Origin of the sequence: Mesorhizobium sp. M0496 (genome assembly GCF_040321205.1) — a bacterium.
GTDB lineage: Bacteria > Pseudomonadota > Alphaproteobacteria > Rhizobiales > Rhizobiaceae > Mesorhizobium.
In genome coordinates this window covers 25,062-50,600 of sequence record NZ_JAMYRC010000003.1, presented here as the reverse complement: position 1 = coordinate 50,600, position 25,539 = coordinate 25,062, and the positions used below count along the sequence as shown (strand labels likewise).

25 protein-coding genes are annotated in these 25,539 nt (G+C 62.0%); 12 read left to right on the top strand and 13 right to left on the bottom strand.

The window, feature by feature from the left end; genetic code table 11:
- Genes trpC through NKI73_RS05100 form a run of 3 tightly spaced genes read right to left on the bottom strand, consistent with a single transcriptional unit; the run spans position 1 to position 3,716 of the window.
- Positions 1–813 (bottom strand): indole-3-glycerol phosphate synthase TrpC, encoded by an 813-nt coding sequence (trpC, locus tag NKI73_RS05110; RefSeq protein ID WP_352627771.1) that lies wholly within the window; start codon positions 811–813, stop codon positions 1–3.
- 3 nt (positions 814–816) lie between these two features.
- The gene (trpD, locus tag NKI73_RS05105; protein ID WP_352627770.1) at positions 817–1,827 is read right to left on the bottom strand and encodes an anthranilate phosphoribosyltransferase; all 1,011 of its coding nucleotides are present in this window, start codon (positions 1,825–1,827) and stop codon (positions 817–819) included.
- On the bottom strand, positions 1,824–3,716 hold the full coding sequence (locus NKI73_RS05100) for a SurA N-terminal domain-containing protein (protein ID WP_352627769.1): 1,893 nt from the start codon (positions 3,714–3,716) through the stop codon (positions 1,824–1,826). Before NKI73_RS05100 ends, trpD begins: the two co-directional genes overlap by 4 nt.
- 144 nt (positions 3,717–3,860) lie before the next feature.
- Between NKI73_RS05100 and tpiA the strand changes: the two genes are divergently transcribed.
- From tpiA to NKI73_RS05075, 5 genes are all read left to right on the top strand, one after another.
- Positions 3,861–4,628 carry a triose-phosphate isomerase gene (tpiA, locus tag NKI73_RS05095; protein WP_352627768.1) on the top strand — a complete coding sequence of 256 codons (768 nt, stop codon included), beginning with the start codon at positions 3,861–3,863 and terminating at the stop codon, positions 4,626–4,628.
- Between the two features lie 170 nt (positions 4,629–4,798).
- The gene (gene secG, locus NKI73_RS05090) at positions 4,799–5,266 is read left to right on the top strand and encodes a preprotein translocase subunit SecG (protein WP_352627767.1); all 468 of its coding nucleotides are present in this window, start codon (positions 4,799–4,801) and stop codon (positions 5,264–5,266) included.
- A 211-nt stretch (positions 5,267–5,477) separates the two neighbouring features.
- Positions 5,478–6,599 carry a L,D-transpeptidase gene (locus NKI73_RS05085; protein ID WP_352627766.1) on the top strand — a complete coding sequence of 374 codons (1,122 nt, stop codon included), beginning with the start codon at positions 5,478–5,480 and terminating at the stop codon, positions 6,597–6,599.
- 216 nt (positions 6,600–6,815) lie between these two features.
- A complete protein-coding gene (pyrG, locus tag NKI73_RS05080) occupies positions 6,816–8,453 on the top strand; it encodes a CTP synthase (RefSeq protein ID WP_352627765.1) in 1,638 nt (545 codons plus the stop codon).
- Positions 8,454–8,472: 19 nt separating this feature from the next.
- Positions 8,473–9,018: a DUF1697 domain-containing protein gene (locus tag NKI73_RS05075; RefSeq protein ID WP_352627933.1), complete on the top strand. Its 546-nt coding sequence runs from the start codon at positions 8,473–8,475 to the stop codon at positions 9,016–9,018.
- 68 nt (positions 9,019–9,086) lie between these two features.
- Here NKI73_RS05075 and NKI73_RS05070 read toward each other — a convergent pair whose 3' ends face one another.
- On the bottom strand, positions 9,087–10,544 hold the full coding sequence (locus NKI73_RS05070; RefSeq protein ID WP_352627764.1) for an NCS1 family nucleobase:cation symporter-1: 1,458 nt from the start codon (positions 10,542–10,544) through the stop codon (positions 9,087–9,089).
- A gap of 332 nt (positions 10,545–10,876) precedes the next feature.
- On the opposite strand from NKI73_RS05070, the gene NKI73_RS05065 reads away from it, so the two are divergent.
- On the top strand, positions 10,877–11,179 hold the full coding sequence (locus NKI73_RS05065) for a DUF982 domain-containing protein (RefSeq protein ID WP_352627763.1): 303 nt from the start codon (positions 10,877–10,879) through the stop codon (positions 11,177–11,179).
- A gap of 111 nt (positions 11,180–11,290) precedes the next feature.
- Here NKI73_RS05065 and NKI73_RS05060 read toward each other — a convergent pair whose 3' ends face one another.
- The 7 genes from NKI73_RS05060 to NKI73_RS05030 form a co-directional block, all read right to left on the bottom strand.
- Entirely contained in the window at positions 11,291–11,644 is a 354-nt protein-coding gene (locus NKI73_RS05060) for a YybH family protein (RefSeq protein WP_352627762.1), read from the bottom strand.
- 71 nt (positions 11,645–11,715) lie between these two features.
- Positions 11,716–12,459, bottom strand: coding sequence for a ribonuclease activity regulator RraA (locus tag NKI73_RS05055; RefSeq protein WP_352627761.1), 744 nt, complete (start codon positions 12,457–12,459; stop codon positions 11,716–11,718).
- Positions 12,460–12,482: 23 nt separating this feature from the next.
- Positions 12,483–13,646 (bottom strand): mandelate racemase/muconate lactonizing enzyme family protein, encoded by a 1,164-nt coding sequence (locus tag NKI73_RS05050; RefSeq protein ID WP_352627760.1) that lies wholly within the window; start codon positions 13,644–13,646, stop codon positions 12,483–12,485.
- Between the two features lie 29 nt (positions 13,647–13,675).
- A complete protein-coding gene (locus NKI73_RS05045; protein WP_352627759.1) occupies positions 13,676–14,773 on the bottom strand; it encodes an ABC transporter ATP-binding protein in 1,098 nt (365 codons plus the stop codon).
- A 10-nt stretch (positions 14,774–14,783) separates the two neighbouring features.
- Positions 14,784–15,674, bottom strand: a complete 891-nt coding sequence (locus NKI73_RS05040; RefSeq protein ID WP_352627758.1) for a carbohydrate ABC transporter permease — start codon at positions 15,672–15,674, stop codon at positions 14,784–14,786.
- Positions 15,671–16,630: a carbohydrate ABC transporter permease gene (locus NKI73_RS05035; RefSeq protein WP_352627757.1), complete on the bottom strand. Its 960-nt coding sequence runs from the start codon at positions 16,628–16,630 to the stop codon at positions 15,671–15,673. Before NKI73_RS05035 ends, NKI73_RS05040 begins: the two co-directional genes overlap by 4 nt.
- A 77-nt stretch (positions 16,631–16,707) precedes the next feature.
- Positions 16,708–18,186: an ABC transporter substrate-binding protein gene (locus NKI73_RS05030; protein ID WP_352627756.1), complete on the bottom strand. Its 1,479-nt coding sequence runs from the start codon at positions 18,184–18,186 to the stop codon at positions 16,708–16,710.
- 210 nt (positions 18,187–18,396) lie between these two features.
- On the opposite strand from NKI73_RS05030, the gene NKI73_RS05025 reads away from it, so the two are divergent.
- The 6 genes from NKI73_RS05025 (at position 18,397) to dusA (ending at position 24,511) form a co-directional block, all read left to right on the top strand.
- Positions 18,397–19,107, top strand: a complete 711-nt coding sequence (locus NKI73_RS05025) for a GntR family transcriptional regulator (RefSeq protein WP_352627755.1) — start codon at positions 18,397–18,399, stop codon at positions 19,105–19,107.
- Positions 19,108–19,163: 56 nt separating this feature from the next.
- Complete coding sequence (locus NKI73_RS05020; RefSeq protein WP_352627754.1) at positions 19,164–20,330, top strand: mandelate racemase/muconate lactonizing enzyme family protein; 1,167 nt, start codon at positions 19,164–19,166, stop codon at positions 20,328–20,330.
- Positions 20,331–20,403: 73 nt separating this feature from the next.
- Positions 20,404–21,762: a mandelate racemase/muconate lactonizing enzyme family protein gene (locus NKI73_RS05015; protein WP_352627753.1), complete on the top strand. Its 1,359-nt coding sequence runs from the start codon at positions 20,404–20,406 to the stop codon at positions 21,760–21,762.
- A gap of 46 nt (positions 21,763–21,808) precedes the next feature.
- The gene (locus NKI73_RS05010) at positions 21,809–22,135 is read left to right on the top strand and encodes an NIPSNAP family protein (protein ID WP_352627752.1); all 327 of its coding nucleotides are present in this window, start codon (positions 21,809–21,811) and stop codon (positions 22,133–22,135) included.
- 8 nt (positions 22,136–22,143) lie between these two features.
- On the top strand, positions 22,144–23,340 hold the full coding sequence (locus NKI73_RS05005) for a mandelate racemase/muconate lactonizing enzyme family protein (protein WP_352627751.1): 1,197 nt from the start codon (positions 22,144–22,146) through the stop codon (positions 23,338–23,340).
- A gap of 181 nt (positions 23,341–23,521) precedes the next feature.
- Entirely contained in the window at positions 23,522–24,511 is a 990-nt protein-coding gene (gene dusA / locus NKI73_RS05000; RefSeq protein WP_352627750.1) for a tRNA dihydrouridine(20/20a) synthase DusA, read from the top strand.
- 16 nt (positions 24,512–24,527) lie between these two features.
- Here dusA and NKI73_RS04995 read toward each other — a convergent pair whose 3' ends face one another.
- Positions 24,528–25,232: a TIGR02281 family clan AA aspartic protease gene (locus NKI73_RS04995; protein ID WP_352627749.1), complete on the bottom strand. Its 705-nt coding sequence runs from the start codon at positions 25,230–25,232 to the stop codon at positions 24,528–24,530.
- Between the two features lie 7 nt (positions 25,233–25,239).
- Complete coding sequence (locus NKI73_RS04990) at positions 25,240–25,473, bottom strand: DUF1289 domain-containing protein (protein ID WP_352627748.1); 234 nt, start codon at positions 25,471–25,473, stop codon at positions 25,240–25,242.
- Positions 25,474–25,539: the final 66 nt, after the last annotated feature.

Here is a 25,539-nt window from a genome sequence, read left to right as displayed (position 1 = left end):
TCAGATCGCCTCGGCCAAAGCCTTGCCTGTCAGCAGCAGGCGGGTCGCCGTGGTGACGTCCCGTTGCCGCATCAGGCTCTCGCCGACCAGAAAGGTGCCGATATCGCTCTTTTGCAGCCTGAGGCAATCGTCATGCGAGAAGATGCCGCTCTCGCTGATCAGCAAGCGGTCGGCCGGCACCATCGTCGCCAGCCGCACAGAGGTGTCGAGGCTGGTCTCGAATGTGCGCAGATTGCGGTTGTTGATGCCGATCAGCCGCGACGACAGCTTTAGCGCGCGCTGCGTCTCGGCCTCGTCATGCACTTCGATCAGCGCATCCATGCCGAGTTCGAACGCCGTCGATTCGAGGTCGCTGGCCAAGGCGTCGTCGACGCTGGCCATGATGATCAGGATGGCATCCGCGCCCCAGGCGCGGGCTTCGTAGACCTGATACGGGTCGAACAAGAAGTCCTTGCGCAGCGCGGGCAGGGTGACGGCGGCTCGCGCCCTGGTGAGAAATTCGGGCGCGCCCTGGAAAGACGGCGCATCGGTCAGTACCGAAAGACAGGCAGCACCGCCCCTGGCATAGGCCTGCGCCAATGCCGGAGGGTCGAAGTCGGCGCGGATCAGGCCCTTGGAGGGGCTCGCCTTCTTGATCTCGGCGATCAGCGCGAAGGCGCCGGATTTGCGCTTCGCTTCGAGTGCGGCAAGAAAGCCGCGCGGTGCGTCCGCGTCCTTCGCTCGCGCCTTGATCTCGGCGAGCGGCACGCGTGCCTTTGCGGCAGCGATCTCGTCGCGCTTATAGGCCTCGATCTTGCGAAGAATGTCAGACACGTTCTATCCGTTCGAAATCTCGACCAGCCTGTCGAGCACCTGCAGCGCCCGGCCGCTGTCGATGGCTTGCGCCGCCGTCACGATGCCGTCGCCAAGCGTCGTCGCCTTGCCGGCCACCACCAGCCCGGCACCGGCATTCATCAGCACTGTGTCGCGATAGGCACCGGCAGCCCCGCCCAGCATATCGCGCAATGCCTTGGCGTTGTAGTCCGCGTCGCCGCCGCGCAATTCATCCTTGCTGTGGCGCGCCAACCCAACCGCTTCAGGGGTCAGGGTGAAGCTGCGTATCTCGCCGCCGATCAGTTCGGCGACCTGTGTCTCGCCGGTGGTGGTGATCTCGTCATAGCCGTCGCCATGGGCAACCCAGGCATGCTCGGCGCCCAGCGCCTTCAGCGTCTCGGCCACCGGCAGGATCCATTCCGGCAGGAACACACCGACCATCTGCCGCTTGACGCCGGCCGGGTTGGAGAGGGGCCCGAGCAGGTTGAAGATGGTGCGAGTGCCGAGTTCGACGCGGGTCGGACCGACATGCTTCATCGCCGGATGGTGCGCGGGCGCGAACATGAAGCCGACGCCCGCCTCGTGGATGCAACGACCGATAAACTCGGGCGATATGTCGATCTTGACGCCGAGTGCAACCAGCACGTCGGCCGCCCCTGTCAGCGATGACAGGCCGCGATTGCCGTGTTTGGCGACCGGCACACCGCTGCCGGCAATGACGAAAGCCGACGCCGTCGAAATGTTGACGCTGTGGGAATTGTCGCCGCCCGTGCCGACGATATCGATGGCGCCGTCCGGCGCGTCGACGCGCAGCATCTTGGCGCGCATGGTGGCGACGGCGCCGGAAATCTCGCTCACCGTCTCGCCGCGTACGCGCAGCGCCATCAGGAAGCCGCCGATCTGGCCGGGAGTTGCGTCACCCGACATGATGATGTCGAAGGCCTCGCGCGCTTCCTCGAAGGAAAGCGCGCTTCCGGTCGCGACCTTGGCGATATGGGTTTTCAGCGCGCTCATCTTGTCGAGGCTTGGGCAACGGCGGCCTGGTCGATGCGAACGTCGTATTGCGTCTGCAGCTGCGCCACCAGTTGGTCGAGCAGGTCGTCAGACATGCCGGAGGTGAAGGATTTCTGCGCATCGTCCGGCACCGAACTGGCATCGGCTCCGGCGGGCTCGAACACTTCGGCGACCTTGTACAGGATCTGTCCGTCGCCGGTGGGCGAGGGGATCAGGCCGGTGCCGCCTTCGCCGACGCCGAACATCGCTGCCGCGCCTTCCTTGCCGAAATCGACATCGTCGGCCTCGCGCTTGACGCCGCGCTTGGTCTGCTTTTCCAGCTTCAGTTCGCCGGCGATGACGTCGAGCGTGGCGCCGGCCTTGAGGCGCTTTTCGAGCTCGTCAGCCTTGGCCGCAAGCCGCTTGGTCGTCTCCGCCGCCGTCCAGTCGGCGACGACTTTCTGACGAACCTCGTCCAGCGTCCGGTCACGAGCCGGCGTAATGGAGGCCACCTCATAGAAAACGAAGCCGTTGTCCGCCGTGGTCAAGGCATCGTTTTCGGTGTTGGGTTCCGCGTCGAAGACAGCCTTGATCAACTCCGGTGATTGCGGCAGGTCCTTAACGATGCTGGCGTCGGGCCTCAGGCCGCTACGGTCGATGGCGTCGATGGTGACGATCTTCAGCTTCAGCTTGGTGGCGGCGTCGGCCAGCGAACTGCCGGCGGCGCGGGCGTCTTCGTAATTGTCACGCACGTCCAGCAGGATGCGGCTTGCCTCGCCCAGCGCCAGGTCCTTGCGGATCTGATCGGACACTTCGGTCAGCGGCTTCACCACCTCTGGCTTGATCTCGGTGACGCGCAGCAGCACCGGGCCAAAGGCACCCTGCACGACCTGGCTGACTTCATTGGCATTGAGGGCGAAGGCCGCATCGGCGACAGCCTTGTCGGCGATCTTGTCCTTGGACAGCGTGCCGAGCAGCGTATCGGCCGGGGTTTTGCCTTCCGCCGTGACGAGCTTGTCGAAGGTTGCGCCTGCCTTGAGCGAATCGAGCGCGGCCTTGGCCGCATCCGGCGTCTTGAAAACAAGCTGCTCGATGGTGCGCAGTTCCGGCGTGGTGTAGCGCGCCTTGTTCTTGTTGTAGTCGTCGCTGACCTGGCTGTCGGTGACGGCGGTCGTATCCATGATGTCGACCGGTTCAAGGCGGACATAGGAGAATTTGCGGTATTCGGGCGCCGCGTATGTCTTCTTGTTGGCCTCGAAATAGGTCGAAAGCACGCTGTCGGACGGCGGCGCGATCGGCTCGACCAGTGCCTTGGGCAGCGTCAAATAGTCGATGGTGCGGTCTTCGCCGCGATAGAGCGCAACCGCCTTGAAGAAAGTGTCCGGAGCCTTGAGGCCATCCGAGACCGCCTCGACGATCTGCTGGCGCACCGCCACCTGGGCACGGTTCTTCAGATAATCCGCCGGCCGCATGCCAATCTGCTGCAGCATGTATTCGAACGTTCTGCGGTCGAACTGGCCGCCCGGGCCCTTGAAGGCCGGGTCTTCGCGCGTCAGCTCGGCCAGCCGGTCCTTGGAAAGTCCGAGGCCCAGTTTGCGTGCCTGTTCGTCGAGAACGGCACCCGAGACGAGCTGCGCCAGCACCTGGTTGTCGACACCGAGTGCCTTTGCCTGTTCGTGGCTGAGACGCTGGCCGAACTGCTGCGACATGACGGCGAGCTGGCGATCATAGGCGAGACGGTATTCGTTGATCGACACCTTGGTGCCACCAGCGGTTATGACCGAATCATGGCCGGCGAGACCGCCCATCAGCCGTCCGGAAACGCCCCAGACCAAAAAGCTGAGCACCAGCAGCACCAACAGCCCTTTCGCGACCCAGGTGCCTGCCGCGCTTCTCAATATACCAAGCATTTTTACTTCCGATTTATGCGCATTTTCGCATGCGCCGAGTCTGAAACAAGCGCAATAGCGCCCTTCCGGTCCACTGTCGATTGCTTTGTGGCCTGATTTTGGTAGTGAGGGCCAGACCCCGATGTCGCCCGGAGAAGCAAACCCATGACACCAGGAATTCGCCCGCTCGTCGCCGGCAACTGGAAAATGAACGGCACCAGCGCCTCGCTCAACGAGCTCAGGATGATCGGCAACGGTTTCATGAGTGGACTCGATGCGGAGACCGAAGCGCTGGTTTGCGTTCCCGCAACCCTGCTTGCCCACGCCGCGGAGATCCTGTCGCGCACGCCGGTGCATGCCGGCGGTGAGGATTGCCACACCAAGGAGAGCGGCGCCTATACCGGTTGCATCTCGGCGGAAATGCTTAGGGATGCCGGCGCCAGCCATGTGATCGTCGGCCATTCAGAATGCCGCGAGCAGCGCGGCGAGGATGACGCGACGGTCCAGGCCAAGGCTTCCGCCGCCTGGCGTGCCGGGCTTGTGGCCATCATTTGCATTGGCGAGACGCAGCAGCAGCGTGAAGCGGGCGCCACGCTCGACGTACTGTCGCGGCAGGTCGACGGCTCGGTGCCGCCAAGCGCCACCCCGTCCAACACCATCATTGCCTATGAGCCGGTATGGGCGATCGGCACCGGCCTGACGCCAACCGCGGCCGATGTTGCCGAAGCACACGCACATATCCGCGAAAAGCTGTCGGAAAAGCTCGGCAGCGTCGCGGCGAAGGTGCGCATTCTCTATGGCGGCTCGGTCAAGCCCTCCAACGCGGTCGAACTGCTCGGCGTCAGGAATGTCGACGGCGCGCTGGTCGGCGGCGCCAGCCTGAAGGCGGCGGATTTTCTCGCCATCGCCGAGGCTTATCGCAATATCGGTTGAAGATATTCGCCACGCTGGACGGGGCTCCCGGCGCTGGAAATCGTTGCAAAGAAGGCGTTGCTTCCCATATTCCGGCCACGGGCTTGGAAATGCCATCAAAGCATTGTATTGAGCCGCCTCCAATTCACCGGTCGTGTCCGCGGCCGGGCAAGGCCTTGCCAGGATAAACTATGGAAACCGTACTGATCGTCATCCATCTCATGGTCGTGCTCGCCCTTGTCGGCGTGGTGCTGCTGCAGCGTTCCGAAGGCGGCGGCCTTGGCATCGGTGGCGGATCCGGCTTCATGACCGCGCGCGGCGCTGCCAATGCGCTGACGCGTGCGACGGCGATCCTGGCAGCGGCCTTTTTCGCAACGTCCCTGACACTGTCGATCGTCGCCCGCTACGGCGAGAAGCCGATCGACATCCTCGACCGCGTGCCGGCGACATCGGATGGTGCCGGCAAGGGCGTGCTCAACCAATTGCCCGGCACGACCACCCCGGCGCCCGCAGGCAACGCCACGCCGACGCCGCCGTCCGGCAACGACGCCGCGGCTCCGGCGACCGCCCCGACGCCGGCACCTGCCGGTTCGACGCCGCCGGCGACCAGCGGCACCACTCCTGCCGCACCGGCGACCCCGCAGGTCCCGAACCAGTAGTCACCGGCGCCTGTAGCCGCGATATGTGGTCGTTTGAACACAGTCGCGGCAAATGCAGCACAATCACGAAGATTCAACCGGGTGAGGCGCGGCCTCCCGCTTGAGGCGTCCGCGCTAATTCGACTATAGATTGCGCGCGGCATTTCCGGCGCCCTTGGGGGGCGCTGGGCGACGCCGTGGGCAACAAGCATAGAACGATCGGATCTTCGCCATGCAGCTTCGCAGCTTCATTTTCCTGGGACTTTGCGCCGCAATCGGCATGAGTTCTCCAGCCTTCGCCGGCGCGCCGGCAAATATGGCCGCACCTTCAGTTGAGAAAACCGGCGCCATCAATGTCGCCGTCAAGAGTGATGCGTCGCAATTGAAGCTTCTGAAGAAGAAGAAAAACCCTACACCGGACGACCTCGCCCAGATCAAGAAGATCGAGGCCAAGATCGTTGCCGACAAGGAAGCAGCCAAAGCAAAGGCGCTCGAAGCCAGGAAACTGGCGATGCGCGCGGCAGCCAAGGCCAAGGCCGACACTGAACGGCAGGCGTTCCTCGCCAAGAAGGGCAAGAGCGCGGCAACCGAAGTGGCCGACGCCAAGCCGGCCAAGAAGCAGGTTGCCAAGATCGTCGAGCCAATCGAGCCAATCGAGCCGATCCAATCGGCCGAGCCGCTTCCGGCCGAAGCCATGAATGTCGCCTTGACCGGCAACAATGGCGAGCTGCGCAGCGAGGTCATCGGCCAGAAACAGCCGAGCGGCGGTGGTCTGTTCGCCGGTCTTTTCGGCGGCACCTCATCCGGCTCGTCGATGAGCTATCTTCCCGAGACGCGAGCTCTCGATCAGGTTCTCGCCAAGAAGGAAGCCAAGAAGCAATTCAAGGTGAAGCCTGAATTCGTGCCGCAAGACGTGGAATTCAGCGGCTATGACGCCGGCACCATCGTCATCGACACCAGCGCGCGGCGCCTCTACCTCGTCGAATCGTCTTCGACTGCTCGCCGCTACGCCATTGCGGTCGGCCGCGAAGGCCTGCAGTTCAAGGGCACGGTAGCGGTCGGCGATAAGCAGGAATGGCCGCGCTGGATCCCGACGCTGGACATGCAGAAACGCGAGCCGAAGCATTATGGCCAGTACAAGGACGGCATGCCCGGCGGTGGCCAGAACCCGCTCGGCGCCCGCGCCATCTACCTCTATGACGGCAAGAAGGACACGCATCTGCGCATCCACGGCACCATCGCGCCGCAGTCGATCGGAACCAGCGCCTCGAATGGCTGCTTCCGCATGATCAACGAACACGTCATGGACCTCTACAGCCGCGTCAGGGTAGGCACCAAAGTCGTCATCATCTGACGTTTTCGTCATCCTGCCGAAAGGGCCGGCTCAGCCGGCCCTTTTGTTTTTCCCTAGGCCTGATCCGGTCCCTATCGAACGGGCCGGGCTTGTTTGACCACGATCTTATCCGAAAACCGGATCTCACTTTTCGGGATCATGGTCCGAGCGCCTTCTTGGGAAAAAACCTTCGCGGCGGTTTTTTCTCTGGCGGAATCAATCCGGCCGCGTTAAGCGATGACTCCCATGGCGCGATATGTATTCATCACAGGCGGCGTGGTTTCCTCACTTGGAAAAGGCATAGCCGCAGCGGCCCTTGGGGCTCTCCTGCAGGCGCGAGGCTATCGCGCACGCATCAAAAAACTCGATCCCTACCTCAATGTCGATCCGGGCACGATGTCGCCGTATCAGCATGGCGAGGTTTTCGTTACTGACGACGGTGCGGAAACCGATCTTGATCTTGGCCATTACGAGCGCTTCACAGGCCGCTCCGCCAATCAGCAGGACAACATCACCACCGGCCGCATCTATAAGAACATCATCGAGCGCGAGCGGCGCGGCGATTATCTAGGCGCCACCGTGCAGGTCATTCCGCACGTCACCGACGAGATCAAGAATTTCGTCCTCAACGGCAATGACGACTATGATTTCGTGCTGTGCGAGATCGGCGGTACGGTCGGCGACATCGAGGCGATGCCGTTCCTGGAGGCCATTCGCCAGCTCGGCAACGACCTGCCGCGCAACAACGCCGTCTACGTCCATCTGACGCTGATGCCCTACATCCCGACGGCCGGCGAGCTGAAGACCAAGCCGACCCAGCATTCGGTCAAGGAACTGCGCGGCATCGGCATCGCGCCCGACATCCTGCTGGTCCGCGCCGACCGCGCCATTCCCAAGGAAGAGCGCAGAAAATTGTCGCTGTTCTGCAACGTGCGCGAAAGTGCCGTGATCCAGGCGCTCGACGTGCCGCATATCTACGATGTGCCGATGGCCTACCACAAGGAAGGGCTCGATTCGGAAGTGCTGGCCGCTTTCGGCATCGATCCGGCGCCGAAGCCGCGCATGGAGCCCTGGCAGGCGGTGTCCAACCGCATCCACAATCCGGAAGGCGAGGTCACCATCGCCGTGGTCGGCAAATATACCGGCCTCAAGGATGCGTACAAATCGCTGATCGAGGCTCTGTCGCATGGCGGCCTGGCCAACCACGTCAAGGTCAAGCTCGACTGGATCGAATCGGAGATCTTCGAAAAGGAGGACCCGACGCCCTGGCTGGAAAAGGTGCATGGCATCCTGGTTCCCGGTGGCTTTGGCGAACGCGGCGCGGAAGGGAAGATCCTGGCGGCGAAGTTTGCGCGTGAGCGAAAAGTGCCGTATTTCGGCATCTGCTTCGGCATGCAGATGGCCTGCATCGAAGCGGCGCGGTCGCTGGCCGGCGTCGAAGATGCATCGTCGAGCGAGTTTGGCCCGACCAAGGAGCCGGTCGTCGGCCTGATGACCGAATGGCTGAAGGGCAACATGCTGGAGAAGCGCCGCGAGACCGGCGACCTCGGCGGTACGATGCGGCTCGGTGCCTATCAGGCTGAGCTCGCCAAAGGGTCCAAGATTGCCGAGATCTATGGCGACACGCAGATTTCCGAGCGCCACCGCCACCGCTACGAGGTCAATGTCGACTACAAGGAGCGGCTCGAGGATTGCGGCCTGGTCTTCGCCGGTATGTCGCCCGACGGCGTGCTGCCGGAAACGGTCGAGTACCCCGATCATCCGTGGTTCATCGGGGTGCAGTATCACCCGGAACTGAAAAGCCGGCCGCTCGACCCGCATCCGCTGTTCGCCAGTTTCATCGAGGCGGCGGTGGAACAGAGCCGGCTGGTGTAGTTGCACAGGCCGGCGGATGATGCGGACTTATGTCTCGCTGCTCTACAGCATCACCCTGGGTGAGGGGCGACGGGTCGTCATGGCCGACCTCAAGGCGATGGCCGAAGTGCTCGGGCTGAAGAACCCGCGCACGCTGGTGGCGACCGGCAACTTGGTCTTCGAGGCGCCGGCAACGAACGTCGCCGATCTGGAACAACGGCTGGAAGTTGCCTTCGAAAAAACCTTCGGCCGCCATGTCGACATCATCGTGCGTTGTGCCGAGGACTGGCTGACGCTTGCCGCCGGCAATCCGTTCCCCGACGAATCCGCCGAGGCAGGCGACCAGGTGGCGGTGCGGGTGATGCGCCAGCCCGTGCCCGACGACGCTATCACGGCGCTCAAATCCTATGTCGGCAAGGACGAAAAGATGCAGGCCGTCGGCGGCGATATCTGGATTGTCTTCTCGCGTGCCACACCCAGTTCCCGGCTTCTGACGGCGACCAGCCACAAGCGCCTGGGTGTCGGCACCTCGCGCAACTGGAACACGGTGCGCAAACTGGCCGAGATGGTGGACAGTAGGCAGTAGGCAGTAGGCAGTAGGCAGTAGTGAAGCGGTTCTCTACTCCCTAGCACCTACTGCCTACTGCCTCATTTTCAAGCCTTTGCGGTCTTGGCGCCTGCGCCCAAAGCGGCGGTGCGCAGCACATAGTAGATGATGCCGGCGATCGCCACGCCGAAGAACCAGCCATAGACGCCCCACCAGGATGGCAGCCAGTTGGTGAAGTTCGGCAGGATCGACGAGAAGATGGCGCCGATGCCGGCGGCGATGAAGGCGTTGACATGCCAACCGCCCTGGAAGCGGAACTCGCCGTCCTCGCGATAGAGCGCCTCGACGTCGACCTCACCCTTCCGGATCAGATAGTAGTCGACCATCATCACGCCGAAGATCGGCCCCATCGTCGCGCCGATGACGTTGACGAAGGAAGCGGCACTGCCTTCCCACGGTGCGAAGGGATAGAGCACGAGCGCGATGACGGCTGCGATATAGCCGCCCTTTTTGAAGTCGATCTGCCTGGGAAAGACGTTGGAGAAGTCGAAGGCCGGCGAGACGAAATTTGCCACAACGTTGATCCCGAGGGTTGCCACGGCAAAGGTCAAGGCTGCGAGCGCTGCCAGGAACCAGCTGTCGAATTTCGCCGAGATCTGGTCGGGATGCAGCAGCACTTCGCCATAGACGTCAAAGGCGGCAATGGTGGTGACACCGGCGACCAGCGAAAACAGGATGAGGTTGATCGGCAAGCCCCAGATGTTGCCCTTGCGCAGCGATGCCTTGTCCGGCGCGTAGCGGGCGAAATCGCAGAAATTGAGATAAAGCGCGGAAAAGTAGGTGACCCAGATCGCCGCCACCGCAAACAGCGACGTCCACGATCCCGGCGTGCCCGGCACGCCCGCGTCCTTGGTCTTGTCCAGCAGCACGTCCATCGGGATGTCGCTGGTGAAGGCAAATCTCCCGGATTTGACGCAGAGATAGATCGCCAGGATCAACATCATCACCCAGACCGCCGGTCCTGCCCAATCCTGGAAGCGGCGCACCGTTTCCATGCCGTTCTGGATGATCAGCAGTTGCAGCGCCCAGATGACCACGAAGCAGATCACCTCCAGGCCGGTATGGCCGAGGAAATGCGTGTTGGCGTTGAAATCGGCAAACCATTGCGAGCGGATCAAAAGCGCCACGATCGCGCCGGAGGCGGCGGCAGTCTGTGCGCCATACCAGAAGCAGGCGACCACCGCGCGCACCAGCGCCGGTATGTTGGCGCCCCAGATGCCGAAAGAGGCGCGGGCAAGCACGGGGTAGGGCACGCCGGTCTTCACGCCGGCATAGCCGACCATGTTCATCAGCGCGTAGATGACCAGCGAGCCGATGCCGATGGCGATGATGAAGTTGACGAAACCGCCGCAGAACAGAAACAGGCTGGCAGCCAGGTAGTAACCCCAGAGGCTGTGAACGTCCGACGTCCAGACGTTGAAGATCGAGAATGGTCCCCAGTTTCGAACTTTGGCCGGAGCCAGATCCTCGTTGTACAGATCAGGTGAAGCACCCTGTATTGTCATTGCAATGTCCTCCCCTTGATGACCACGCACTTTCGCGCGTTGGCCGCGCAGGTTAAGCCTGACGCGGGGGAACCGACAAGCAACCTATTTGCCGGCTTTGGCCTTAAAGATATTCAATGAGAACTGCGATTATCGACGGGCGCGATGGTGGGCCGCCTGCAACGGTGATTCGAATTCCGTCGATTTTGTCGCGAGAAACCAGGGCCGAAGGCTGACCGTTTCTTGGCCCCCAAGCTTTCTTATGCCGAATCTTCTTTTTTCTGGAACCAAACGCCCATTCGGGAGTTTGGTGGGGTTCGATCGAGCGCATTGCGGTCGACCGGGAGGAAACGATGGATCAGTTGCATTTCTTTTCGCCCGTGCGGATTTCGCGCGGGGAAGGACACCCTGTGGAAGAAATCGATAGTGTTGCCGAAGCCATGATGTTCTTGCGGAAATGGCCGACGGGACGGCGCGGTCCGGTTTATCAGTGCGCGCTGAATTGTTGCTCGGCCGCCTTGTCGGGCCAGATGTCGGCCGAGGAAGCAAGGAAAGCGTTCACTGGCTTTGCCCGCATCACGCGTCTTCTCGATGATGACATGGCGTTGCCGGTGCCCGGCGAAAGCACGGCAAGCGTGCACGCGCTGCGGCGATAGACGCCTGTTGCCTTGACTGTTTTGCAAGATCTCGCGCTGTTGCGGCGCGGTCTTGTTTTGCGATGCGCTCCGGAAATGACGGACATCCACAGTTCGGCCGGGTCAAACGCCTCAGGTGACGGAATAGCGGTCGATCACCCAAAGCCAGCTGCCATCGCTTTGCCGCCGGGCAACTTCGCTGGTGACGTCACCGCCGGGAAGACGGGTCGATGTGAGGGCAAGATCGCCGCAAATGAGCGCCGGCTGCTGCTCGCCCACGGCGAACTTTCGTCCCGACGCGGCGATTTCAAGATAGTAGCCGCGAATGGCCTCCCTGCCGCGCAGCAAGCGTCCGCCACCACAGTCGACCACCGCATCCGGTTCGAACAGGGCGGTCATGCCGTCGACGTCGCCTGCATGCTGCCGCGAAATCAGCAACGGCTCCAGTTGCTGGGGGTCGTAGACGGGCTTTGTCTCGGCGTTCATGCACCGACCTCCGCTGATCCGCGAACGAAAATCCTGCCGCAAACAGGCGCCCGTGCCCGGGTGATTCCAAGTCAATCCACCAGGCGATTGGTTTTGCGCCACTCCTCATATTCGCCGCGGGCATCATCATGCAGCGGATAGTAGCGCTGCAGTGGCGCACCCTCCAGGAGCCTCATTCGCGAGAACTCCTCCCAATCGTGATGCTTCTGCGATTCTTCGATTACCTTCGTGGCCATTGCGACGGGAAGCACCACCACCCCGTCGTCGTCGGCGACGATGATGTCGCCGGGGATCACCGTGACACCACCGCAGGCAATCGGAACGTTGACGGCGTTCGGATAGATGCTGGTTTGTACATGGTAGTTGGGCGTCCAGCCGCGCAGCCATAGGGGCAGATCGAGCTTTTCAACATTGGGCCGGTCGCGCATGCATCCATCGATGACGATGCCGGCGCCACCTCTGCCCTTGAAATACGTCGACATCATATCGCCGAAGACGCCCGAACTCATGTCGCCGCGCGCGTCGACCACGACCACATCGCCCGCCTGCGCATGATAGAGCACGTGCCGGTGCAGTTGCGTCTCCGGATCGGCATATTCGCCCTCGGTGAACAGGTCCGGCCGCTGCGGCATGAACTGCAGCGTCAGCGCCGGCCCGACGATCGACTTCCCGTGGTTCTGCGCCACCGGACCGACCATGTGCGGATTGCGGAAGCCCATATGCCCAAGCGTGCCGGCAACCGTCGCGGCGCCGATCTCCCTTAGCGCATCAATCAGGTCTTTGGGCGGCCGCGTGATGTTGGAGGTGTGCGTCATTATGGACTCCGGTTGAAATGGAACTACCAGTTGGTGACAGAACCGTCGCGGCGCTTGAGGTGAGGCGCTTCCCAGAAACGGAAACTCTCCGACTGGACCGCCGCTTCGTTGACCTCGACGCCGAGCCCCGGCAGATCGCCGACCGGATAATAGGGGCCGTCGAGCCGTGGTTGCACGGGGAAGAAGTCGGAATTGTCGAAGCCCAGCTTTTTTTCGGGCTCCCTGGTCTCGAGCCACGCGAAGTTGGGTACCGCGGACGCCAGATGCACGGTGGCGGCAGTGCACACCGGACCAAGGGGATTGTGCGGCATCAGATCCACATAGTGGGCCTCGCTCCAGCCAGCGACTTTCATCGCCTCGGTAAGCCCGCCGACATTGCAAACATCGAGCCGGTTGAACTGGTGGATACCGCGCTCGATGTAGGGCAGGAACTGCCACTTGCTGGCGAATTCCTCACCGATGGCAAAGGGGATGTCGGTCATCGTGCGCAGGGATTCGTAGGCCTCCGGTGTCTCGTCCCGTATCGGCTCCTCGAGGAAATCAAGCACGCCGCGGCCGAGCTTGTTGCAGAAGCTCGCCGCCTCTGCCACCGACAGCCGATGATGATAGTCGAGGCCGAGGACGACCTCGTCGCCCAGCGCCTCGCGCGCCTTGTTCAGCATACGCGCGGTGGCGCCGATCGATTCGCGCGGCTCGAAGATGTCCCCGCTGTTTTGCCCGACGGGGAAGAAGCGGATCGCCTGCCATCCCTGCGCGCGCAGTTCGCTGGCTCGCTCGATGGCAACATCGCCCTCGGCCTCATCTCCGGTCGAGGCGAAGGTAGGGATGCGGTCGCGCTGCTTGCCGCCTAGCAGCTCATAAACCGGAACCCCCAGCGCTTTGCCCTTGATGTCGTGCAGGGCGATGTCGATGGCGGAAATCGCCGCTTGCAGAACCCGCCCGCCTTCGAAGTACTGGCTGCGATAAACCTCCTGCCAGATCCGGCCAATCTGCATCGGGTCGCGTCCGATAAGAAACTCGCGGTAATGCTCGACCGCACCGGCCACGGCTTTCTCGCGACCGCTCAAGCCGCTCTCGCCCCAGCCGAAGATGCCCTGGTCGGTCTCGACCTTGACGAGCATCTGGTTGCGCGTTCCTATCCACACTGGATAGGGCTTGATCGCGGTGATCTTAAGCCTCGTAGTCATCCGGCCCCATCCCAAACGACCCCATCTTCTCAGTCGGCCTTGAGGGCCATTTCAGTTTCGCCGTCGAACAGATGCATCCGCTCCTGGTCGAACTCGAGCCAGATCCGCTCGTCGGGGGCGATGGCAATGTTCGGCGGCACGCTGACGTTGACGATGGCGCCGGACAGGAGCGCCTGCACGAAGGTGACGTCTCCGGTCGGCTCCACCGTGTAGGCCTTGGCCGGGACGCTGCCTGGCACCGCGCTCTTGAGGAGCTTGATCGTCGAGTGACGTGCGCCCAGCACGACTTTCCTGGTCGTTGCTCTTGCAACCTTCTGGGCGTTGCGCGGCGAGAGCTCAAGACTCCAGCCCTCCGCGCCAGTCAGAACGGTGTTGCCGTTTGCCGTGGATGCCTCCAGCGGAATGAGGCTCATTGCCGGGCTGCCGATGAAGCTGGCAACAAACATGTTCACCGGATGGGCAAAGACCTGCGCCGGTGAATCGTACTGCTGCAGCAGGCCGCCGTTCATCACCGCCATCTTGTCGGCCATGGTCACCGCTTCAAGCTGGTCGTGCGTCACGTAGATGATCGTTGCCTTGAGGTCTTGGTGGAAGCGCTTGATCTCCGACCGCATCTGCACGCGCAGTTTGGCATCGAGGTTGGAGAGCGGCTCGTCCATCAGGAACACAGCGGGGTCGCGGACGAGGGCACGGCCGAGAGCCACACGCTGCTGCTGCCCGCCCGAAAGTTCGCGCGGCTTGCGCTCGAGCAGGTGCGTCATGTCGAGCACTCGCGCAGCTTCCTTGACCTTCTTGTCGATCTCGTCCCGGGGCAGTTTGCGCATCTGCAGCGGGAACGCCAGGTTCTTGTAGACCGACTTTTGCGGATAGAGGGCGTAGTTCTGGAACACCATTGCGATGTCCCGGTCCTTGGGGTCGAGATCGTTGACCACTCGTTCCCCGATGACGATGTCGCCCGATGTGATCGGGATCAGCCCCGCGACGAGATTGAGCGTGGTTGTCTTGCCGCAACCTGAAGGGCCGACGAGCGCGACGAACTCGCCGTCATTGACCGTCAGCGAAACGTCGTTGACAGCCTTGAAGCCGCCGTAGGTCTTGACGAGATCTTTGAGGGCCACGTGGGCCATCGGCAACTCCCTAGTGCTTGACCGCGCCTTCTGTAAGGGCGCGTACGAAGTATCGTTGCAGGACGAGGAACAGCACCACGACGGGCACGCTCATCATGAAGCTGGCCGCCATCAGGCCTGGAAAGTCCGTGGTATTTTCCGAGAAGAAACGCTGGATGCCGACCGGCAGGGTCAATTGATCGTTCTTGGAGAGGAAGGTGTAGGCGTAGATGTACTCGTTCCAGGCGCCGATGAAGGAATAGATCGCGGTGGCGATGATTCCCGGCGTCGAGAGAGGCATCACGATCAGGATGAAGGCCTGGAAGCGCGTCGCTCCATCGATGCGTGCCGCCTGCTCGAGCTGCACCGGGATGTTGTCGTAGAAACCCTTCAGCAGCCAGATCGCCAGCGGCAGGCCGAAGGTGAGATAGGTGAGAACCAGGGAACCGTGCGTGTTCACCAGCCCGATCGCCCGCATCAGGATGAAGAGCGGCACGAGAAAAATCACCGCCGGGAACATGTTGCGCAGCAGCACGGCGAAGAACAGGAAGTTCCGGCCCGGAAAACTGAAACGCGAAAACGCATAGGCCGCCGGGACAGCCACGATTACCGAGAGGATTGTCGTCATGGTCGAGACGAAAACGCTGTTCCAGAAGAAGCGCAAGAAGTCCTGGCCGACGCTGTTTTGCGGATCGAGCAGCTTCTGGTAGCTGGCGAGGGTAGGCTCGTCCGGCCACCATTGCGGCGGGAATTGCGTCGCCGCGAACCCTGACTTGATCGAGGTGATCAGCATCCAGATCATCGGCAAGGCGGTGTAAAGCAGCATGAACACGAGGAAGATGCGCCCGGCCCACCGCCATCCGTCGACGCGCATACGGCGACGGGTCCGGCCTCGAGGGGCTGTCTCGGCAATCGTGCTCATGAGCTCCCTTCTTTCCGCTCGTTGCCGCTTAACGCACGGACGTAGAAATAGCCCAGCGTCATCAGCATGAGGAACAGGAGCACCGAATAGGCCGATGCAACGCCCCAGCGCTGCCGGCCGAAAGCGAGTTCATAAATGTGCGTGATCCAGATATGCGATGCGTTCGACGGCCCGCCACCGGTCATGATCCACGGGATGATGAAGGAATTGAAGTTGGCGACAGCGAGCAGCAGGATGGTCACCGTCGAGACGTTGCGCAAGTGCGGGAAAGTGACGTGCCAGAAGCGCTGCCATGCATTGGCCCCGTCGACTTCCGCGGCGCGCAGCAACTGCTCGGGGACTGTCTGCAGGCCGGCCATCATCATGATCATGGCAAACGGAAACTCGCGCCAGATATTGACGACGATCAGTGAGGGCAGCACCGTAGAGACGTTGTCGATGAAATTCGGCGGCCGGTCGGCCAATCCGAGGCCGACCAGCACCGCGCCGATGATCCCGAAGTCCGAATGGTAGATCCACTTCCAGATATAGGAGGCGGCAACCGCGCTGATGACCCAGGGAATGATCAGGATAGCGCGCAAGACGCCGCGGCCGACAAAGTCGCGGTGAAGCGCCAGCGCGGCGCCAAACCCCAGGACAAAGGAAATAAGAGTGGATCCCAGTGTCCAGATCAAAGTGTTCCAGGTGACCTTCCAGAACACCTCGCTGGTGAGGATGGTCGTGTAGTTGTCGAAGCCGATGAAACTCTTGTCGCGCAGCTGCAGGCCAGGCGGCGTCTTGAAGAACGACAACTCGACCGTGTAGTAGATCGGATAGGCGATGACGATGAGCATCACGGCGATCGCGGGGAGCACGTACGCGTAGTCCGCTCGATGCTTCCATATCTTCCGCAGCACGCCGGACCTACCGGGTTGCAATCTTCGGCGAGCCTCGGTCTTGCCGGTCACGATCGTCACTGTGGCGTGCCCTTATTCTTCGGAACGAACCGGCTGCACGAGCGGCGCAGCCGGTCAGATGGCAGCTCAGGCGCGGACTAGAGTCCGCCCATCAGGTCCTTCACCTTCTTGGCCGCGTCGTCCGCCGCCTGGTCGACGGTCATCGCTCCGGTCAGGGCATTCTGCAGCATATCCGGGACAATGATGTTCATGATCTCGGGGGACTGCGGCAGCGCGGGGAACGGGATGCCGTATGGCAGCATCGAGGTCGTGACATCGAGGAACTTGATGTTGTCCAGACGTTCTTTCATCCATTTGGTCTTGAAGCCGTTGAGGTTGCCCGGATTCGAGCCGGCATACGCCATCTTCAGCGACCATTCGGGGCTGGTCCACATGCAGATGATAGCCTTTGCGGCCGGCTCGTCCACCTTGCCGCCTTCGACGTATTCAGGCTTCAGGATGTGAATGTTCGAGCCGCCGAACACGACGGCGCGTTTGCCGTCGGGGCCACTCGGAATGAGGCCGTAGCGCATGTTGTCGATGACGGTCTGCGCCTTGTCCTTGTCGGTGCCCGTCGCCTTCTTCTGCAGGTCGAGCATAACGTTGTAGTCGGACGGGTGCGAGATCATCATGCCGAGCTGGCCGGCGACGAACAGGGGCTGATTGTCGGCCTGCTGGTTGGTGAGCGCCGACACCGGAACCGACTTGTCGCGAACATACATGTCGTACGAGGCTTGCAGCGCCGCCTTGCTTTGCGGGCTGTCGAGTTCGACCTTGTCATAAGTCGGGTTCGCCGCCGCTTCGTCGAAAACGCCGCCGCCATAGGCCCACAGCTGCGGCATGAAGCGATACGGCGTGTTGCCGGCGTTCTTGCGAGCCACGAGACCGTAACCCGCGATGCCGAGCTTGTCGTGGATCTGCTTGGAATACTTGACGACATCGTCCCAGGTTGCCGGAGCCTTGTCCGGATCGAGGCCCGCACGCTTGAAAATGTCGGCGTTCCAGATGAACGCCATCGTCTCGTTGTTGGTCGGGATGCCGTAGGTCACGCCCTCCCAGGTCACGGCCTTCATGGCGCCGGGCCAGAAGTCCTCGGTCGAATACCCCACATCCTCGGGTTTGAGCGGCTGCAGATAGCCCTTCGAAGCGAACTCGGTGCCACCGAGGATTTGCAGTCGGACCGCCATCGGCGCGGCATTGCCCAGGAGCGCCGTGCGGAACTTGTCGAGAAGATCGTTATAGGTGAGAGCTTGATCCTCGAGCTGGATGTTCGGATAGGTCTTGCGGAAGGTCTCGAAGAAATCCTTGTAGTATTGGCGCAGGAGGTCGGGGTCGCCCTCGAACACGCCCTGATACCAGAAAGTAAGTCGCCCCTTGTAGTCGAGCGGGGTGATCTTGGCGCAATCGGCCGCCGTGTCGAAATCCTGTGTGCCTGCGATGGAGCGCACATAGTCCGGCGACCACTTGCTTAAATCGACCGGCGGCGCGCCCAGCGCCGACGCAGACATCAGCGATACCATTAATGCAGTGGAGACAGTGCCGCGCAGGACGGCACCGCCGAGTGTAATCCTCGTCATAGGTATCCTCCAGGTTCTCTCCCATGCCGCTCAGCGTCGAGGCAAGCGGTCCTTGTTCATTTGATCGCGGGATGTCCTCTATGTATCCTCTTGATCGTTTTATACGTTTTCAGATCGCAGATTTGCTGTCAACGCGATAAATCGTACATTGTTTGTGTAAATCGTGCGTGATATCGAACAAAGTGTGTATTGACTTTAGGGGAGCCGGCTTTGGCCGAAACAAGCGATTTCAAAGCAGAGCCACCCATGGGGATTGACCCCATTGGTGCCTCAAGCGAGGGCGCCTCGCTTTATGAACTGATCCGGGAAGACATCATCGAGGGACGGCTCGCCGCCAACGAGCGGCTTGTGGTCACCGATCTCGCCCGGCGTCACGGCACCTCGACCAACCCGGTGCGCGAGGCGCTGCAGCTGCTGCGTGGGGAAGGCTTCGTCACCTTCGTGGCCAACCGCGGCGCGCGCGTCCGCCCCATAGATCAGGATTTTGTCCGCGACATCTATGAGATCGGTGTTCTGATCGAGCCAGCCCTGACGCGATGGTTCGTGAGCATGGCGACCAGCGAGGATATTGCCGAACTCGAACGTATCCAGGGCCTGATCGAGGAGAACAATTTCGCCGACACACTCCGGCACAGTGAACTGGATACCGCCTTCCACACCGTGATGTACCAGCGCCACTATAACCGCCATGCCGCCGAGCTTTGGTGGAAGCATCGCGAAGTGTTGCGAGCCGTGAGCCGACGTTTCAATTTCACGCTCGCGCGGCGGGCTGCCATCCTGCGTGAGCACCGTGAACTCATCGCGCATATAAAAGCGGGAAATGCCGACGAGGCGGGTGAACTCATTTCCCGCCATGTCGAGGGTTCCGGCCGGCACGTTCTCGAACAGATGCGTGCGCGCAATGCCGCTCGGGCCGGATAGGAGATCCGGTCCAGGACCCAGGTTGCCCCCGCTGATTTCAGGCAAAGGTAGTCGAGATGAAAATCACAAGCGTTCGGCCGTGGCTGATCAAGTCCGCTGCATCCTATTGGGGAGAGTTCCTGTTCGTCGAGGTGACAACCGACGAAGGGGTGAGCGGCTGGGGAGAGATCACCACCACCACAAGGCTCGCCAATCGGGCCCTGTGCACGATCCTGCGACAGATCGGTATCGCTGTGACCGGCGAGGATCCGGCCCGCATCGAGCACCTCTGGCACAAGATTTTCCGCAGCTTCACCTACATGGGAAGCCGCGGCGCCGCCGTCGAATGCGTGAGCGCCATCGACATTGCCCTCTGGGACATCCGGGGCAAAGTACTCGGCAAGCCGATTTACGAGTTGTTGGGCGGACCCGTCCGCGATGAGATCGTGCTCTACACTCACCCCAACCAGTCCAAATTCACCAGCAAGGAGGCTGTGGTCCGCGAAATTCGGGACATCGTTGAGTCCGGCCACACTGCGCTCAAGTTTGATCCGTTCCCCCATCAGGGCCGCATGGCGGACGGCTCGTCCCGCGAACAGCGGGACGGCTACCTTGATGGCAGCATGACTCGAAAGGACGAGCGCGAAGCCGCCGAACTCACCGCTTTGATCCGCGAAACGGCGGGGCCCGATGTCGACATCCTCATCGATGCGCACGGCCGCTTCGATGTCCCCACCGCCATTCGCCTCTGTCGCAGTCTCGAGGAAGCCGGCCAGATCGACTGGTTCGAGGAGCCTTGCCCGCCTGAGAGCCTCAACGCCCTCAAGCAGGTGCGTGAGAAGGTCGGTGCCGCTATCTCATGGGGTGAGCGCGGCCACACGAAGTGGGATTTCGTGCCGGTGCTCGAGAACAAGCTCGCTGACTACATTATGCCTGACGTTACCTGGACCGGCGGCATTACCGAACTCAAGAAGATCTCCGCCCTGTGCGAAGCCTACTACATCCCGGTCTCGCCGCATGACGCCGCGGGACCGGTCAACGTGGTTGCGGGAGCGCAGGTGATGATGACCGTTCCAAATTTCTACAAGCTCGAAACGTCGGAGTGGAACCTGGGCAAATACGATCATCTCATCGACAGACCGCTCGACGTTTCGAACGGCAGCCTCAAGCTGACGTCGAAGCCTGGTCTCGGTGTCGAGATGAACCGCGACTATCTGCAGGCCCACGAGATAGAGCTGGGCTAGCAATGCTCTGTGCCGGCCCAGCCTGTGCCGCACCAAGCCCGCCGACCAGAAAGAGGAAGAAAGAGGATAAGCCATGCCGAAAACAGGTCGAGCCGACGAGGCGCTCAACCGGGTGAACATCAACTCCAAACCGTCCGACCTGCGCATCACCGACCTGCGCGTCGCCGAGATCGTCGGCGCGCCCTTCACCTCGGCGCTTATCAAGATCTACACCAACCAGGGCATTGTCGGCTTGGGCGAAGTGCGCGATGGCGCCAGCGCAACCTATGCGCTGATGCTCAAGAGCCGGTTGCTGGGCGAGAATCCCTGTGACATCGACCGACTGTTCCGCCGCATCAAGCAATTTGGCGGCCATGGGCGGCAGGGTGGCGGTGTCTCGGCAGTCGAGATCGCGCTTTGGGACCTCGCCGGCAAGGCCTATGGCGTGCCGATCTACCAGATGCTCGGGGGGCGGTTCCGCGACAAGGTGCGGGTCTATTGCGACACCGATGCGGAGAAGCCCAGCGGCACCGAGACCGGCAAGCGGCTCAAGGCGCGGATGGATCTCGGTTTCACCTTCCTCAAGATGGACCTCGGGCTGGCGCAGATCTCCCACATCCCAGGCGCGGTGGTCGCGCCGGCCGGTGTGCTCGACGGTTTCCGCACCCATGCAAGCCGCGGCCGTGCGCGCACGCTGGACGAACGCCGGGCGCGCAATGCCGCCTATGACGCGCAGAACGTGCCGCATCCCTTCACCGGCCTTCACTTCACCGAAAAGGGCATCGACCTGCTCGATCAATATATCCACGAGGTTCGCGAGGTGATCGGCTACGAGATCCCGCTCGCCATCGACCATGTCGGCCACATCTCGCTCCAGGACGGCATCCGTCTCGCACGACGGATCGAGAAATACGCACCAGCCTGGCTCGAGGATGTGATCCCCTGGCAGTACACCGAGCAGTATCGGCAGTTGCAGCAGGCAACGTCGGTGCCGATCTGCACGGGCGAGGATATCTACCTCAAGGAAGGCTTCGAGCCGCTGCTTAACTCAGGCATCTCGGTCATCCACCCGGATTTGCTTACCGCTGGCGGCATCCTCGAGACCAAGAAGATCGGCGACGCGGCGCAAGACCATGGCGTTGCCATGGCCATCCACATGGCGGAAAGCCCGATCGCCGCGATGGCCGCCGCGCATGTCGCGGTGGCCACGGAGAACTTCATGGCGCTCGAATATCACAGCGTGGAAGTGGACTGGTGGGACGATATCGTCACCGGTCTGCCCAAGCCGCTGGTCAAGGACGGCTTCATCATGGTGCCGGACAAGCCCGGTCTCGGCATCGACGACGTCGTCGACGAAGTGATCAGCCAGCACCTGCAGCCCGGCGTCACCGGCATCTGGCAGCCGACCGATCACTGGGACGATGAATATTCCTGGGACCGCACCTGGAGCTGACTCTACACCTCTCCCTCCGAGGGAGAGGTGAACAGAAGGATCGACCATGATGTACGAACTTCGAATTTACGACTGCCTGCCGGGCCGGCTGCCGGCGCTGCTCAAGCGTTTCAACGACCATACCTTGGCGCTGTGGGATAAGCACGGCATCCGCCAGGCCGGGTTCTTCACCACGGTGGTCGGCGAAAGCAGCAATCGACTGACCTATTTCGTCGCCTGGGAATCCCTTGCCGAGCGCGAAGTGAAATGGAAGGCCTTCACCACCGATCCGGCATGGCTCAAGGTCCGCGACGAGTCCGAGCGTGATGGCCCGATCCTGGCCAATATTTCCAGCCAGTTTCTCGCGCCAACCGCCTTCTCGTCGGTGAAATAGAGGACATCATGAAGATCACCGATCTCCGGTGCGCCGTCATCGGCAAACATCCCATCGTCCGCATCGTGACCGACGAAGGCCTTCATGGCCTGGGCGAGGCGGAGTACACCAAGCCTTACCTCAAACCCTGGGTCCTGCATTTCCGCGACGCTCTGATCGGCGAGGACCCGACCGACGTCGAACGCTGCATGCTGAAGATCCGGCAGCGCGGCTCGTTCAAGCCCTATGGCGCCGCCGTCAGCGCCATCGAGCACGCGCTCTGGGACATCGCCGGCAAGGCGGCCGGCGTTCCCGTCTACAAGCTGCTCGGCGGCAAGGTGCGCGACAAGGTGCGGGTCTACAACGGCTCCATCCGTAAAAAGAGAACCGGCGACAAGCCCGAGGACTACGCGGCCGATGTCAAATGGATGATGGATCGGCCCGAAAACTTCTTCATGGTGAAGCAGGGCATCAGCTTCCACTCCAACATGAAGACGAGCGTGCCCGACTTCCACTACGGCGTTCGCCAGCCGCCGACCTATCACGGGGCGATGGACCAAGGGCAGATCAGCGAGCGCGGCATGGCGCATATGATCGAATGCGTCATCGCCATGAAGGAGGTGCTCGGCGACCAAGTCTCCCTGGCCCTGGATTGCGGCCCTGGCTGGTTTCTGCCGGACGCGATCCGCTTCGCGCAGGCAGTCGAGAAATACAATTTGATGTGGCTCGAGGACATGCTGACGGGCGACTACGTGCCATGGGTCAATCCGCAGGCTTACCGCGAACTCACGACATCCACGTCCACCCCCATCCACACGGGAGAGCAGATCTACCTGCGTCATAACTTCAAGGAACTGATCGAAACACAGGCGGTCCGCATCATCGGTCCAGACCCCGCCGATATCGGCGGCATCGCCGAGCTCAAATGGGTGGCCGAGCATGCCTACATGCACTCGATCATGATGGCGCCGCACGGCACAGCGAATGGGCTGCTGGGCCTCGGCGCACTGATCAATGTCTGCGCAACCTTGCCCGCCAATTACATCGCCTTCGAATATCCCAGCGCTTCCGACCCTTGGTGGGAGGATATCGTTATTGGCCTGCCGACGCGGATCGTGAAGGATTCGATGATCGACTTGCTCGAAGCTCCAGGATTGGGCCTCGACATCGATGCCGCAGGCGCGAAGAAGTATCTCAGGGAAGAGGATGCCGGTTTCTTCGACTGAATAAACTGTCTTCGTGTGCACTATGTGTGCAGTGAGAATTTCGATATAGCCAACTGGCTTTCCGTCGCGGTGGCGTAATCGTAAATTGGGCCTCGTTTGGACGGGAGCCTTTTGCCAAATTGGTCAGTCTTTCCAATTGGGTATTGGGTCGACTGAGATCAAAAAAGACAATGAAATTGAGATGATAGACAACAAACTTGCCATAGCCCCCATGATGGACTGGACGGACCGGCATTGCCGGTTCTTCCATCGCCAGTTGACGAGCCATGCGCTGCTCTACACCGAAATGGTGGTGGCCGACGCCGTCATCCATGGTGCGCGCGAGCGGCTGCTTGGCTTCGATGTGGCGGAACATCCGGTTGCCCTGCAGCTCGGCGGCTCCGATCCGCAAAAGCTTGCCGAAGCGGCGCGCGTCGGCGAGGCCTTTGGCTACGACGAGATCAACCTCAATGTCGGCTGTCCATCGGACCGTGTTCAGTCGGGTACGTTCGGCGCCTGCCTGATGAAGGTGCCTGACCTCGTCGCCGGCTGCGTCGCGGCGATGAAAGCGGCGGTGAATATCCCTGTCACCGTCAAATGCCGCATCGGCGTCGACGAGCAGGATCCGGAGCCGGCCCTCGATGCGCTGGCGGATGGTGTTTTCGATGCCGGCGCCGACGCGCTTTGGGTGCATGCGCGCAAAGCGTGGCTCGAAGGGCTCAGTCCCAAGGAAAACCGCGACATCCCGCCGCTCGACTATGACAGGGTCTATCGGCTCAAGGCCAAAAAACACAATGAATTCATTGGTATCAACGGCGGCATTCAGTCCGTTGAGGAGGCGCGGGCGCATCTCGATCATGTCGACGGCGCCATGCTTGGCCGCGCCGCCTATCATACGCCCGGCATTCTGGCCGGCGTCGATGCCGCCTTCTACGGCGCCAAGTCCGAAGCGTTCGATTTCGCCGCGCTGATCGATGTCATGGCGGACTATGCGGCACGCCATATCGAGCAGGGCGGGCGGCTTGGCCATGTCACCCGTCATATGGTCGGCCTGTTCCATGGCTTGCCCGGCGCGCGCCGCTACCGCCAGATCCTGTCCACCGACGCGACCCGGCCCGGCGCCGGACCAGACGTGCTGAAGACGGCTTTCGCTGCAGTCGAGTTCAGTGGAGTGGCGGCCGAAGCGGCCTGAGTCTAGGAGCCGGAGTTCAGTCTCTGAGGATCATGCGGTCGCCGCGCACGTCGAAACCCGAGAGCGAGCCGATGAAGTTCATGCCGAGCAGGCTCTGGCTGAGCATGCCGGGTGCAGCGATCATCACCGGCATGTTCCTGCGGACGATACCGCCGATAGCCAGCTGATCGGTTTTCACGGCCGCGGCGCGCGCCACGCCGTTGGCGGTCGAAACCGGTATGGTGTAGTTGAGCGCCGCTGGATTGAATCCGGCGGCTTGCGCGTCTTCGGACGTCAGCACGGTGCTGGTCGCGCCGGTATCCACCACGGCTCGGACCGGGTTGCCGTTGATCAGGATGCGCGCTTCGAAGTGGCCGTTGTCCGCCTTGTCGAGCGTCACCGTGGCGTGACCGTCTTCGACGCCGAGCGCAAGCGGGCTGCCGGGAACAAGGCCCGCGGTCACGCGGCTGGCGACATCCTGCAGCTCATAGCGATATTGATAGCCGGCGATCAGCGCGAGCACGATGGCCGCCCAGGCGCCGAGGTTGCGAGCCATGGCGCCCAGAGGGCGGCCCGAGCGAAGCAGACCGGCGCCGATGAGGGCGCCGAAGGCGCCGAGCCAGATCAGCCGGCTGAAATCGTAGTTCTCGACGCCGAGCGTGCTGCCGGCGGAATCGTTGAGCATGAGCAGGACTGCTCCCACCCCGATCGCGGCCATCAATATCCAGAACAACCGGCTCATCTGCGCCTCACGAAAGCGCGTCGCGTTCGCGCGCCATGCGGGTGCGACGCGTTTCCCGGCGCGGCCGGCGTTCGACCGTTTCCAGCCGAGCCGGCAATTCGGCCATGACGCTGCGGCGCGTTTCCGGCGTCATTCCGATCCATGTACCGATTTCCTCGCGCGTGCGACCGCACCCGAAACAGAAGCCGGTTTTCATGTCGATCGAACAGACCAGGATGCACGGGGATTCGATGGCCGTCATGACTTTCTCTTGGGTTTCCAGCCGGAACCCCTTGTTCCATCTCCACATGGTGCAACGGCAAAGCCA